General features: G+C 64.0%; 11 protein-coding genes and 2 pseudogenes. 9 read left to right on the plus strand and 4 right to left on the minus strand.

Annotated features, from left to right (window positions below):
* Positions 1-250 (plus strand): integrase core domain-containing protein (locus C501_RS0108645; RefSeq protein WP_018135229.1); only part of this gene is annotated, 250 nt, incomplete at its 5' end.
* Positions 251-496: 246 nt separating this feature from the next.
* On the opposite strand, the gene C501_RS0108655 is transcribed toward C501_RS0108645, so the two are convergent.
* Positions 497-1,447, minus strand: a complete 951-nt coding sequence (locus C501_RS0108655) for a phosphoribosylaminoimidazolesuccinocarboxamide synthase (protein ID WP_018135231.1) — start codon at positions 1,445-1,447, stop codon at positions 497-499.
* A complete protein-coding gene (gene purD / locus C501_RS0108660; RefSeq protein WP_018135232.1) occupies positions 1,444-2,748 on the minus strand; it encodes a phosphoribosylamine--glycine ligase in 1,305 nt (434 codons plus the stop codon). Before purD ends, C501_RS0108655 begins: the two co-directional genes overlap by 4 nt.
* Before the next feature lie 91 nt (positions 2,749-2,839).
* On the opposite strand from purD, the gene C501_RS0108665 reads away from it, so the two are divergent.
* Genes C501_RS0108665 through purM form a run of 5 tightly spaced genes read left to right on the plus strand, consistent with a single transcriptional unit; the run spans position 2,840 to position 7,286 of the window.
* Positions 2,840-3,859, plus strand: a complete 1,020-nt coding sequence (locus C501_RS0108665; protein ID WP_051064515.1) for an asparaginase — start codon at positions 2,840-2,842, stop codon at positions 3,857-3,859.
* Between the two features lie 22 nt (positions 3,860-3,881).
* A complete protein-coding gene (locus tag C501_RS0108670; RefSeq protein WP_018135234.1) occupies positions 3,882-4,280 on the plus strand; it encodes a sterol carrier family protein in 399 nt (132 codons plus the stop codon).
* Positions 4,281-4,289: 9 nt separating this feature from the next.
* Positions 4,290-4,589, plus strand: a complete 300-nt coding sequence (locus C501_RS0108675; RefSeq protein ID WP_018135235.1) for a hypothetical protein — start codon at positions 4,290-4,292, stop codon at positions 4,587-4,589.
* A 34-nt stretch (positions 4,590-4,623) separates the two neighbouring features.
* Positions 4,624-6,171, plus strand: coding sequence for an amidophosphoribosyltransferase (purF, locus tag C501_RS0108680; RefSeq protein ID WP_018135236.1), 1,548 nt, complete (start codon positions 4,624-4,626; stop codon positions 6,169-6,171).
* Positions 6,168-7,286 carry a phosphoribosylformylglycinamidine cyclo-ligase gene (gene purM / locus C501_RS0108685; protein ID WP_018135237.1) on the plus strand — a complete coding sequence of 373 codons (1,119 nt, stop codon included), beginning with the start codon at positions 6,168-6,170 and terminating at the stop codon, positions 7,284-7,286. The genes purF and purM overlap by 4 nt, the downstream gene beginning before the upstream one ends.
* A 77-nt stretch (positions 7,287-7,363) precedes the next feature.
* On the opposite strand, the gene C501_RS0108690 is transcribed toward purM, so the two are convergent.
* Both C501_RS0108690 and clpB read right to left on the minus strand, forming a co-directional pair.
* Positions 7,364-7,591, minus strand: coding sequence for a DUF3073 domain-containing protein (locus C501_RS0108690; protein ID WP_026174766.1), 228 nt, complete (start codon positions 7,589-7,591; stop codon positions 7,364-7,366).
* Between the two features lie 242 nt (positions 7,592-7,833).
* Positions 7,834-10,473 (minus strand): ATP-dependent chaperone ClpB, encoded by a 2,640-nt coding sequence (gene clpB, locus C501_RS0108695; RefSeq protein ID WP_018135239.1) that lies wholly within the window; start codon positions 10,471-10,473, stop codon positions 7,834-7,836.
* 303 nt (positions 10,474-10,776) lie between these two features.
* Here clpB and C501_RS14875 point away from each other — a divergent pair.
* The 3 genes and pseudogenes from C501_RS14875 to C501_RS0108715 all read left to right on the plus strand — a co-directional run.
* A pseudogene (locus C501_RS14875) lies at positions 10,777-10,857 on the plus strand (DUF4031 domain-containing protein); the annotation flags it as partial.
* 741 nt (positions 10,858-11,598) lie between these two features.
* Positions 11,599-12,006, plus strand: a pseudogene (locus C501_RS12945) (YccF domain-containing protein).
* 105 nt (positions 12,007-12,111) lie between these two features.
* On the plus strand, positions 12,112-13,542 hold the full coding sequence (locus C501_RS0108715) for an APC family permease (RefSeq protein ID WP_018135241.1): 1,431 nt from the start codon (positions 12,112-12,114) through the stop codon (positions 13,540-13,542).

A 13,542-nucleotide genomic window follows, 5' to 3' on the forward strand; every position in this document is an offset into this window, starting at 1 on the left:
GAACAACGGCCTTATCGGCTCCATGGGCCGGTCCTACGGAGCTGGCGATAACGCGAGCATGGAGAGTTTCTTCAGCCTGCTTCAGAAGAACGTGCTCAACACGAGATGCTGGAACACTCGCGCTGACCTCCGCCTCCCGATCGTTTCCTGGATCGAAACGAAGTACAACCGAAGACGCCGGCAACGCGGCCTCGGCAAACTCACTCCCGTAGAGTTTGAGACGATCTACACGGACGCGAAAGCGGCCTGATCACCCCAAACCCCAACTGTCAACCAAACCCGGGGCAGACCCATCCCACTGGCCAGCAATCGCACCTAGTTTCGAGGCAAGGCTCCGGTCCGGGTCAGACAAAAACGGAGTCAGCTGAATCGTGACCGCGAACAAACCTGCAACGATCACCAAAAAAATGAATGGAGGCTTAGAGCCGAAACGTTGTACGCGCTCAAACAAAACATCCCAGAATCGCCTACCGTCCTGATGATCCTGGTTCATCACTCAGCAATTCACTCTTTGGAATACCTCACCGGCCAGGCGTTCATAAGCATCGATATAACGTTGCCGGGTGCGCTCCACGATGTGCTCGGGCAGGGCAGGGGGCTCCTGCCCGCCAGCACGGTCCCAGGCTGCTTCATCGGAGACCAGCCAGTCCCGCACATACTGTTTATCGAAGCTTGGCTGTGCCTGGCCCGGAGCCCAGGCCTCGGCATCCCAGAAGCGCGAAGAATCCGGGGTGAGCACTTCATCGCCCAGGGTCAGCAGCCCGCTCGCGGAGAGGCCGAACTCGAGCTTGGTGTCCGCCAGAATAATGCCTCGCTCCCGCGCAACAACCTCGGCGGCCCGGTAGATCGCCAGGCTCGCTTCGCGCAGTTCTTCCGCCCGCCCCTGCCCCACGGTGGCGGCCATCGTGGCGAAGTCGATGTTCTCATCGTGCTCGCCGACTTCGGCTTTGGCCGATGGCGTGAAGATCGCCTCCGGCAGACGTGAGCCGTCAACATAACCCGGGTCGAGCGGTATCCCGCTGACCGTCCCGGCGGCCTGGTACTCCACTAGCCCGGAACCGGTCAGATAACCCCGGATGATGCATTCCACCGGGAACATCTCCAGCCGCTGGCACACCATGGCCCGGCCGGCGACCTCGGCCGGCACTCCCTGCCCCGGGTTGGTACCGAGAACGTGGCTGGGAATCCCGGTCAGTTCGGCCAGCTGCTCGAACCACCAAAGGCTCAGCTGGGTTAGCACCGCGCCTTTATCCGGAATCTCGGTGCGCAGAATATGGTCATAGGCGCTAATCCGGTCACTGGCCAGGACCAGGACTCGCTCGGCAGTTCCCTCAGACCCCTCCGGGCCATCAGCCGGCTCGGGCACGTAGAGCTCACGGACTTTGCCGGAGTAGACATGCCGCCAGCCCTCAAGGGCCGGGGGCGCGCCGGGAAGGGACTGGTTCATCCGCGGTTCTCCGGCCGCGCTGAAGCAGCCGGGACGTCGATGGTCCCCCACGCTGCTTTCGCCGCGATATCCCGCCGGTACTGCGAGCCGTCCAATTCGATCAGTTCGATTCCGGCGTAAGCGCGCTCCCTGGCGTCCACCAGATCCGTCCCCAGCCCGACCACGCTGAGTACCCGGCCACCGGAACTCACGAGCTTGCCCTGTTCGTCCAGGGACGTACCGGCTTGTAGGACTTTGACGCCCTCGAGCTGCTCTGCTTTGCGCACACCACGCAGCCGGTCCCCCGTACGCGGACGTTCCGGGTAGCCTTCGGCTGCCAGCACCACGGCCACCGCGGTCTCCGGAGCCCAGCGCACCGGCCCCACTTCAGCCAGCTGGCCCTTTGCCGAGGCCATCAGCAGGGCGCCCAAAGGTGTACGCAAACGCGCCAGCACTGCCTGGGTTTCCGGATCCCCGAACCGGGCGTTGAACTCGATGACCCGGATGCCCCTCGAGGTCAGTGCCAAACCGCAGTAGAGCACCCCGATGAAAGGCGTCCCGTGATGCGCCATCTGATCGACCACCGGCTGCGCCACCCGGTCGATCACTTCTTGAACCAGGCCCTCAGGAATCCATTCCAGCGGCGAATAAGCACCCATGCCGCCGGTGTTGGGGCCTTCATCCCCGTCGAAGATCCGTTTGAAATCCTGCGCCGGAGCCAGCGGCACCACGGTGCTGCCGTCACAGATCACGAAGAGCGAGACTTCGGGGCCGTCCAGGAACTCTTCGATGAGCACCTGACCGCCGCCGTCGAAGCAGGCCTGGGCGTGTGCGAGCGCGTAGTCCCGATCCCGGGTGACAACAACGCCCTTGCCCGCTGCGAGCCCGTCGTCTTTCACCACGTATGGTGCCCCCAGGGCATCCAGCGCCTCACCGGCCTCCATAATGTCCGAGGCCACTTTAGCCATGGCCGTGGGCACCGAGGCTTCAGCCATGATCCCTTTGGCGAAAGCTTTAGAACCCTCTAAAGCAGCGGCTTCCCTGGAGGGACCGAAAACGGGGAACCCGGCCTCGCGGAGCGCATCGGAAACACCGCTGATGAGCGGTGCCTCCGGGCCGATCACCACGAGATCCGAATCCAGCCTGCGAGCCAGCTCCGTGACCTCTGCCGGATCCTGCGGATCGATCTGATGCGTCGGGATGAGGCCGTCGATCCCGGCGTTCCCCGGGGCGGCATGGAGCTCATGGACGGAGGAATCCGAAAGCAGGGCCCTGACAATGGCGTGCTCCCGGCCTCCGGAGCCGATAACAAGAACCTTCACGCGCTTAGCCTATCTAGTCCGAAGAACAGATGTAGCGCAAATAACTGACGGCAGGCCGCGGCCTAAACGGAAATATCGCCGCGAATCAGCGATACTGAAGAATGTGCTCAACACTTTTCTGGCCCAGGACGCTGTAGAACTCGCTGCTGTCGAACGCAGCGGATTCGTTGAATCCCGGCATATCGGCTCCGCGGTGCTGACTGCCAATGACGGCTCGGTGGTGATTTCCCTCGGCGATCCGGACGCACCGGTTTTCGCCCGCTCCACCTTGAAGCCGTTCCAGGCGCTCGGATCGATGCAGGCGGGGGTACCGCTGCGCGGTGCAGAGGCAGCCATCGCGGCTGGCAGCCATACAGGATCCCTGGCACATACGGATCTGATCAGCACGATGCTGGAGAAGGCCGGCCTGGACGAGCGATATCTGCTCTGCCCGCCGGCTTGGCCGCAGGACACCGAGGCTTACCGGTGGATGCTGCGCACCGAACGGGATAAGACTCCGCTGGCGATGAACTGCTCCGGGAAGCACGCCGCCTTCCTCTGGGCCTGCACCGAGAATTCTTGGGATACCGGAACCTACCTGAACCCAGAGCACCCGGTGCAGAAACTGGCTCAGGCAGCTATCGAGGAGTACACCGGGGAGCGGCCAGTGCAGATGGGCACTGATGGCTGCGGAGCCCCGGTTTCCGCACTCTCGCTCATCGGCCTGGCTCGCGCCTATGGCCGCCTGGGGCGCTCGGCCACCGACAAGAACGCCAATGCCAGGGCCGCGACCATCGCCACCGCAATGCTCGATTACCCCTGGGCCGTCGAGGGAGTCAGCAAGCCCAATACCGTGGTGATGGAAGAACTCGGCGTGATCGCGAAGCTGGGGGCCGAAGGAGTGCTCTGCCTGGCCACCCCCAGCGGCGTGGGTGTGGCAATCAAGATCCTCGACGGGTCCGCCCGGGCGGCGAGCCTGGTCGGCCTCACGATGCTCGCCGCCGCGGAGGCCGTCTCGGCCGATGCTGTGGCCGCGACCCTGCCCAAGATCGTCGATCCGATCATCGGCGGCGATATGACGGTCGGCCAGCTGCGCCTCGCCCCCGCGGTCTCCGCACTGCTGGACCGCTAGAGAATCAGCAGAGAAACTTCTGATGCCCGCCCGGCGGAGAATCGACCCGCAGCAAGGAGCGGAGGCTCTGCAGGCCTGGCAGGGTGGCGCTCGGGATCGGCAGACCCTGGCAACGGCCGTGCGCTACGCCCTGACGGAACTGGCGGAACGCACACCGGGCAATTCGGTGGAAGTCCGCGTGCCACCCTACGGTGTTGCCCAATGCATTCCCGGCCCCCGGCACACCCGGGGCACACCGCCGAATATCGTGGAGACGGATGCCGAAACCTGGCTGGCGATGGTGATCGGGCTGCGATCCTGGAGGCAGAGCCTGGACCAGGGCCGGATCACGGCCTCCGGCACTCGCGCCGATCTGAGCGAATGGCTTCCTTTATGGTCGCCGGACTCAATGGGCAGCCGGCGGGAAGCAAACGAGACGTAAACTAGAGAGATGACCGAACCCGCCCAAGATATTTCAGAGGTCCGTGTGCGCACCGCACCACGGTACGTGCCCTTCCTGATCGCAGGATTAGCACTGGGGGTTATCGCCGCTCTGGTCGCGACCTTCGTGCCACCGGACTCTGAATATGACAGAAGCACACTGTTTGGCTTCTTCGCCGTCGTCTTCATGGTGTTCGGGCTGACCCTCGGCGGCGCGGCGGCTCTGCTCGTGGACTGGCTCGGACGGCGGCGGAGCCGCCTGGCCAGAGTGGAGCCGGCGGAGGACGTAGCAGGAGCAGATACCGACTAGCAGGCATCCGGCCGGTATGACGTAGAATGGGGTAGTGGCACGCGGCGACGGCACTCTCTCCCACGATCTGCTCCCCGGCGAAAAGGACCCCCAGGATGCATGCGGGGTCTTCGGGGTATGGGCCCCTGGCGAAGAAGTCGCCAAGCTCACCTATTACGGGCTGTATGCTCTGCAGCACCGGGGCCAGGAATCGGCTGGTATAGCGACCAGCGATGGTCAGCGAATCAACGTATACAAGGATATGGGCCTGGTCTCCCAGGTCTTCGACGAATCCACACTCAACACTCTCGGCGGCCATATCGCGGTGGGGCACTGCCGCTACTCCACCACCGGGTCGTCGACCTGGGCGAACGCCCAGCCGACCCTGGGTGCCACCCGCACCGGCACTGTGGCCTTGGCGCATAACGGGAATCTGACCAATACCGCAGAGCTGCGGGATCTGGTGCTGGAGCGTTACGGCCGCCCCCGTAGTGGAGAGATGGCGCAGGGCAACACCTCGGATACCGCGCTGGTGACCACCCTACTGCAAGGCAGCGAAGGTGAAAGCCTTGAAGCCACCGCCATGAATCTCCTGCCACGGATCAAAGGGGCCTTCTGCTTCGTCTTCATGAACGAAGGAACCCTCTACGCTGCCCGAGACTCGCACGGCGTCCGTCCCCTGGTGCTGGGCAGGCTGGAGCGAGGCTGGGTCGTCGCCTCGGAGAGCGCCGCCCTGGCCACCGTCGGTGCCAGCTATATCCGGGAGATCGAGCCCGGTGAGTTCATCGCGATCGATGAAGCCGGTGTGCGCAGTCAGCGCTTCGCCCAGGCGACGCCCACCGGCTGCGTTTTCGAATACGTCTACCTCGCCCGGCCCGATGCCACGATCTCCGGCCGATCCGTCTACGAATCCCGAGTGGAGATGGGCCGGCAGCTCGCTCGGGAGAACACGATCAGCGCCGATATCGTGATCCCCGTGCCCGAATCCGGAACCCCGGCCGCGGTCGGTTACGCGGAGGAATCCGGGATCCCCTTCGCGCACGGCTTCGTGAAGAACGCCTATGTGGGCCGAACGTTCATCCAGCCGTCGGAGACGCTGCGCCAGCTGGGCATCAGGCTCAAGCTCAATGCGCTAGAGTCGGTGATCCGCGGGAAGCGACTGGTGGTGATCGATGACTCCATCGTCCGCGGCAACACGCAACGGGCCGTAGTGCGAATGCTCCGCGAGGCCGGGGCGAAAGAAGTGCACGTCAAGATCTCCTCGCCGCCGGTGCGCTGGCCTTGTTTTTACGGAATCGACTTCGCCTCCCGCGCGGAATTGATCGCCAATGGCGCAGCCGTCGATGAGATCGCGGCGTCCATCGGCGCTGATTCGCTCAGCTACATCTCCGAACAGGGCATGATCGATGCCACGGAGCAGCCGCGGGAGCGGCTCTGCACCGCGTGCTTCACCGGCCAGTATCCGATCGAGCTGCCCGCCGCGGACCGGTTGGGGAAGAATCTGCTGGAGCGCCCGGGCGCTTCGGGCTGCGATCCGGGCCCCGGGGCAGAGCTGGAGAGCTTAATGGAAGAGTCCACTTCGCATCGGAGAGAAAAAGTATGAGTGAAGCGATCACGTACGCCAGTGCGGGAGTGGACGTCGAAGCCGGTGACCGCGCCGTCGAGCTGATGAAAGAAGCTGTCCGCGCCACTCATGGCCCTCAGGTCATGGGCGGGGTAGGCGGTTTCGCGGGGCTTTACGATGCCTCCGCGCTGCTGCGGTATGAGCGGCCACTGCTGGCGACCTCGACCGACGGCGTGGGCACGAAAGTAGCCATCGCGCAGGCGATGGACATCCACGATACGATCGGTTTCGACCTGGTCGGCATGGTCGTCGATGACATCGTGGTCGTCGGCGCTGAGCCGCTTTTCATGACCGATTACATCGCCTGCGGGAAGGTCGTCCCGGAGCGGATCGCCGATATCGTCCGGGGCACAGCTGCGGCCTGCGCACAGGCCGGCACCGCACTGGTCGGCGGTGAGACCGCAGAGCACCCCGGATTGCTGACGCCCTCCGAATACGATGTCGCCGGTGCCGCCACCGGCGTCGTCGAGGCCGATCGGCTGCTCGGCCCGGAGCGCGTCAAAGCCGGCGATATCGTGATCGCCATGGCTTCCTCCGGCCTGCACTCCAACGGCTACTCCCTGGTCCGTCAGGTGATCCATCATGCGGGCTGGGCGCTGGACCGTCAGGTCAGTGAACTGGGGCGCACCCTGGGCGAGGAACTGCTCGAACCGACCCGGGTTTATGCTGCTGACTGCCTGGACCTCACCCGGGCCTTCCCCGTCGATTCAGAACGCGCGGTGCGGGGTTTCAGCCACGTCACCGGTGGTGGCCTGGCCGCTAATCTGGCCCGGGTTCTGCCGCGCGGGCTAACCGCCACGGTGGATCGCAGCACCTGGGAGCTGCCGGCGATCTTCCAGCTGGTCGCTGAGCTGGGGAACGTCCCCCTAGCGGATCTGGAGCGCACGCTCAATCTGGGGGTCGGCATGATCGCCATCGTCAGCCCGGAAGCCGCAGACGCCGTGGTCGCACGGTTGGCCGAACGCCGAGTACCGGCCTGGGTCATCGGCGAGGTCAGCCATGCAGCGGAGCCGAGCGCGCCGAGCGCCGATTATGTCCAGGGCGCTAAAGGCGTCGACGGCGGCGCGGTACAGCTCATGGGGCGTTACGCCTAAGTCTCTGGCATAGTGGTTAGGCGCGAGCGCGGATCACCGGAAGGGCGACAGAACCAGCGAAGGGTTAGCCGACCGGATCAGCCGATCCGGCGGTTCTCAACCTCGTCATCGCTTTCGAGCTCGTCGTATTTATCGACGTAGTCCGAATAATCGGCGTAATCCGGATCAGTCGGATCGCTCGTGGAGGCAGGGCTGGATGGACCTTGCAGCTCGCGCTCCAACGCCGAATAGTCAGTGCTCGGGGAGTAGTACTTCATATCCCGAGCCTGCTTAGTAGCTTTTGCCTTTTGACGGCCGCGCCCCATGGCGTGACCCCCTTTGTATGCTCATACCGGAGGTGGTTGCCCGGACGACGGGCAAGGCCCCGGAGTTATCGGTCAAATCTGTCGTATACCTAGGGTACATGCTTTGCTGAGTTTTCGCGTGCTCACCCGGCCCAGATCACACTGGTGATCAGAGCCCGCACCCCGGCCGGGCCGCCCACCGGCACGATGGGCGGCCCGGACGCATCGGGGTTGTGTTCTTAGCGGGCGCGGCCCAGCGCTTATCAGCGTTTCCGGACGGTAAGGCCAGAGCTTTCTTTGCCCTTGCCACTGCCATCCAGCTCGTCGACATCGGCAGCCGTATCGACGAGCACAGTATCGCCATCGCCGATATCGCCGGCGAGCAGCTCCTTGGCCAGCCGGTCCCCGATCTCCCGCTGCACCAGACGACGCAGCGGCCTGGCTCCGTAGGCGGGATCATAACCGGTCATCGCCAGCCAGGCCCGGGCACCATCGCTGACCTCCAGGTCGAGCCTGCGGTCGGCCAACCGCGCCGCGAGACTGTGCACCTGGAGGTCCACGATCTTCGACAACTGGTCCACGGAGAGCGGCTCAAACATCACGATGTCATCGAGTCGGTTGAGGAATTCCGGTTTGAACGAGGCATTGACCACGGCCATGACCGAGTCTTTCTTCTGCTCCTGATCCAAGGTCGGATCCACCAGGAACTGCGAGCCCATATTCGAGGTCAGGATCAGGATCGTATTCCGGAAGTCGACCGTGCGGCCCTGCCCATCGGTCAGCCGGCCGTCGTCGAGCACCTGCAGCAGGATGTCGAAGACCTCGGGATTGGCCTTCTCCACCTCATCCAGCAGAATCACCGAATAGGGGCGGCGGCGCACCGCCTCGGTCAGCTGACCGCCTTCTTCATACCCGACATAACCTGGAGGCGCACCCACCAACCGGGCCACGGAATGCTTCTCCGAGTATTCGCTCATATCGATGCGAATGATGGCGCGCTCATCGTCGAAGAGGAATTCGGCGAGGGATTTCGCCAGCTCCGTCTTGCCGACGCCGGTCGGCCCTAAAAACAGGAACGAACCGGTCGGCCGATTCGGGTCGGCGACTCCGGCGCGGGCCCGGCGCACCGCATCGGCGACGGTCTGCACGGCCAGCTCCTGGCCGATGAGGCGGGCCCCCAGGACCTCTTCCATATGCAGCAGCTTCTGGCTCTCGCCCTGGAGCAGCCTGCCTGCGGGGATGCCGGTCCAGGCGGAGATGACCTCGGCGATATCGTCCGCGGTGACTTCTTCGGCGACCATCAGATCCGGCTTGGCGGCGCCGTCCTCTTCGATCATGGACTCCTCGGCCTGCTGGGCGGCGACGAGCTGCTCCTCCAGATCGGGGATCTCCCCGTAGAGGGTCCGCGAGGCCTTCTCCAGGTCGCCTTCGCGCTGAGCCTTCTCCGCGATGGAACGCAGCTCGTCGATCCTGGCCTTGAGATCGCCCACCCGGTTGAGCCCGGCCTTCTCGGCCTCCCAACGGGCATTGAGCGCGTCCAGTTCTTCTTTTTTATCCGCCATATCAGCGCGCAGAGCTTCCAGGCGCTCCTGAGAAGCGGCATCGGATTCACCGCTGAGCGCGAGCTCTTCCATGGTCAGCCGGTCCACGGCGCGGCGCAGCTGATCGATTTCCTCCGGAGCGGAATCGATTTCCATCCGCAGCCGGGATGCGGCTTCATCCACCAGGTCGATGGCCTTATCCGGCAGCTGGCGACCGGTGATGTAGCGGTTGGACAGGGTCGCGGCTGCCACTAGGGCGGAATCCGCGATGGAGACTTTGTGATGCGCTTCGTAGCGCTCTTTCAACCCGCGCAGGATCGCGATGGTATCGATGACGCTCGGCTCGCCGACATACACCTGCTGGAATCGGCGTTCCAGGGCTGGGTCTTTCTCGATGTGTTCGCGGTACTCATCCAGGGTGGTCGCACCGATCAGCCGGAGCTCGCCCCTGGCCAGCATCGGCTTGAGCATATTGCCGGCGTCCATCGCGCCCTCGGAGGCTCCGGCGCCCACCACGGTGTGGATCTCATCGATGAACGTGACGATCTGCCCATCGGAATTCTTGATCTCTTCCAGCACCGCTTTGAGCCGTTCCTCGAACTCGCCGCGGTATTTGGCCCCGGCGACCATCGAGCCCAGATCCAGCGAGATGAGTGTCTTGCCGCGCAGACTCTCCGGCACATCCCCGTCCACCATCCGCTGCGCGAGGCCTTCGACCACGGCGGTCTTGCCGACACCGGGTTCGCCGATGAGCACCGGGTTGTTCTTGGTCCGCCGGGAGAGCACCTGGATCACGCGACGGATCTCCCCGTCCCGGCCGATCACCGGATCCAGCTTGCCGGACCGTGCTATTTCGGTGAGGTCCGTGCCGTACTTCTCCAGGGCCTGGAAGGTGCCCTCCGGGTCCTGGGAGTCGACTTTCCGATCACCCCGGATGCCCGGGATCGCAGCGCGCATGGCCTCCAAGGTGGCCCCGGCATCCTTGAGGATCTGCGCCGAGGGATCATTGCCGGCGGCGATTCCCATGAGCAGGTGCTCGGTGGAGACGTAGCTGTCCCCCATAGATTCCGCCTCGTGCTGAGCGGCCTGGATCACCTGGAGCGCCGCACGGGAGAACTGAGCCTGGGCCACTGAGCTGCCAGAACTCGAAGGCAGCGATTTGATGGCGGAGGAGGCCGCAACACTCACCGCGTCCGGATCGACGCCGATAGATTTCAGCAGCGCAACGGCCACGCTTTCGCGCTGATCCATGAGCGCTTTGAGCAGATGCGCCGGTTCAACCTGCGGATTGCCCGCGGTTGAGGCGTTCATCGCAGCAGCAGAAAGCGCTTCCTGGCTTTTAGTAGTGAATTTCGCGTCCATCTGGTCCCCTTCCCCTACATTCCCCTATATGTCCATGTCCCCGCACCCGGGGCCCTTCTCAGGACGCCCGGCAGACTCATGCTTGACTTCCACCCCAAATAGTTAACTTGAGTCTATTAGACTCAAGTTAACTATTCAAGGTTTGCCGCGCCGGAAACCCCCGCCTGAGCGACCGGAAGAGAGCCGGAAGAGAAAGAGAACCGGAATAGAATTCGAGATATGCCGGTATACCTTGACCCGCCGTTATAGCCCGCCCATGGCACGCTGTTCTCGCACCTCATATCGGATCATTCACTTGACGAATTGCACAGCTTCGCGGCCAAAGCGGGGCTTTCCGACCGCGCCTTCGACCGGGACCATTACGATGTGCCGCAGCAGCGCTATCAGCAGCTGATCGACCTTGGGGCGCAGGAGGTCAGCGCTGCCGAGCTGACCCGGCGGCTGATCGGCAGCGGGCTGCGGGTTCCGGCACGGCAACGCCCGGAATCACTGCACACCGCCCTGCTTCTCCGCTGGGAGAAACTGCTTCCGCAGGAACCAGAGGTCGGCGCAGAGCTTCTGAGCCGATGGACCCAACCGCACCGGCATTACCATTCCGCGACCCATCTGCTCGGAATCCTCGAAGCCCTCGACTCGCTCTGCGCCGAACCCGCCGCCGATCCGCCCCGGGAAGTCCTGCTCGCCGCCTGGTTCCACGATGTGGTCTACCGAGGGCAGCCGGGTGAGGATGAAGCAGAATCCGCCCGACTCGCCGAAGACCTCCTCGCCGGGATCGTCCCGGACGCCGAACTCGAAGAGATCCACCGGCTGATCCTGCTCACCAAAACTCATGACCCACTGCCCGGCGATACCTCCGGAGCACTGCTCTGCGATGCGGATCTATCCGTGCTGGGTGCCAACGAGCCGGGCTACGCCCGGTACGCCATAGCCATCCGCCGGGATTACGCCCAGGTGCCGGAGCGGGACTTCCGGGCCGGCCGCAGCGCAGTGCTGAAGCACCTGCTGAGCTTGACCCCCCTTGTACCGGACCCAGCGCGGCCAGCACCTCTGGGAAAACACCGCCCGGCGCAACCTGCACGCCGAGCTGCGCCGAATAGATTCAGAGAACCCGGTACATTCAGAGAGATGAAGACTCTTCTGAACATCATCTGGCTCGTCTTCGGCGGGCTCTTGCTGGCCCTGAGCTACGCACTCGCCGGGTTGATCTGCTTCGTCCTGATCGTAACGATCCCCTGGGGCATCGCGTCTTTCCGCATCGCCGGTTACGCGCTCTGGCCCTTCGGCCGGGTCGTCGTCGACAAACCCGGCGGCACCGGGCTGTTCGCGACCCTGGGGAACGTCATCTGACTCCTGGTCGCCGGGATCTGGATCGCCATCGGGCACGTCGTGACCGCTATCGCCATGGCGATCACGATCATCGGCATTCCGCTGGCCATAGCCAATATCAAGCTGATCCCGGTGTCGCTTATGCCCCTGGGCAAGCAGATCATCCCCAACAGCCAGGGCACCCTCCCCCAGTACCGGCGCTCATGAACCAGTACCCGCGCTGACTGAAGCCGGATTAATAAGCATGGCAGTAACCGGCAGTACCGGTTACTGTTACCTGGCAGGACATCAATGACGAGTCAGGAGGAACACATGCGGCCGGCTAACCCCTATTCGATCTGGCGGCGCAAGCCGGTTGAGCAGATGCGCGACGATGCTCAGCACAGTGGCCTCACCAAGAGCCTCGGGCTCTGGCAGCTCACCGCCATCGGCGTCGGCGGCATCGTCGGCGTGGGGATCTTCTCCCTCGCCGGGCTAGTGGCCAGCGGGGACAGCGATAACCCCGCGGTGGGCCCCGCGGTGCTGTTCTCCTTCCTCATCGCAGGCCTGGCCTCTGCCGCGGCAGCGCTCTCCTACGCCGAATTCGCCGGGATGATCCCGCGCGCCGGCTCGGCCTACAGCTACGGGTACGTCGCTCTGGGCGAACTCATCGGATGGTTCATCGGATGGGATCTGCTGCTGGAGTACATCGCCATCGTGGCGGTGGTGGCTATCGGGATCTCCGGGTATCTCAATGCCCTGCTCGCCGGGCTCGGCATGCAGCTGCCACCGCAGCTCACCGACACCTTCGACAACGGCGGGATCATCAATTTGCCCGCCATCGTGATCTGCCTCGTGGTCGCTTTCATCCTCAGCCGGGGCACCAAGACCCTGGGCCGCTTCGAGCTCATCGTGGTGGGTATCAAAATCCTGCTGATCCTGTTCATCATCGGCATGGGGGTCTTCTTCATCAATCCGGAGAACTACAACCCCTTCATGCCCAACGGCTTCGGCCCGGTTCTCGCCGGAGCCGCCGTGGTCTTCTTCGCGGTCTTTGGCTACGACGCCATGAGTACCGCCGCGGAGGAGGCGAAGGACGGCACCAAGCACATGCCTAAAGCCATTCTGCTCTCCCTGGCGATCGCCATGATCCTCTACGTCGCGGCCACACTCGTGCTGACCGGCATGCAGAACTACCAGGACATCGACCCCACGGCAGGCTTCGCCTCGGCCTTCGCCAGCGTCGGCCTGCCGGTCGTGGCAACCGTCATCTCCGGCTTCGCGATCATCTCCATCCTCACCGTGATGGTGACCTTCCTGCTCGGCGTCACCCGGGTGTGGTTCTCGATGAGCCGCGATGGCCTGCTGCCGCGCTGGTTCTCACACGTGGACCGCCGCGGAGTGCCGCAGCGGGTCACCTGGATAGCCGGTATCGGCTCAGCCGTGCTCGCCGGGGTGCTGCCGATCCGCCTCGTCGCGGAACTGACGAATATCGGCATCCTCTCCGCCTTCGTCGTCGTGTGCATCGCGGTGATCGTCTTCCGCTACACCAAACCGCAAGCACCGCGCACCTTCCGGTTGCCGCTCATGCCGGTTATACCCATCATCGGCATGATCTTCTCCCTCTTCCTGATCCTGCAGCTTCCTGCGGATACCTGGCTGCGCTTCGGCATCTGGCTGCTCATCGGTCTAGCGATATACTTCGGCTACGGTCGGAAGCATTCGCTGATGAACCCGGACAGCCCGTTGAGGCATACCACTTGA

This window comes from Acaricomes phytoseiuli DSM 14247, assembly GCF_000376245.1.
Taxonomy (GTDB): domain Bacteria; phylum Actinomycetota; class Actinomycetes; order Actinomycetales; family Micrococcaceae; genus Renibacterium; species Renibacterium phytoseiuli.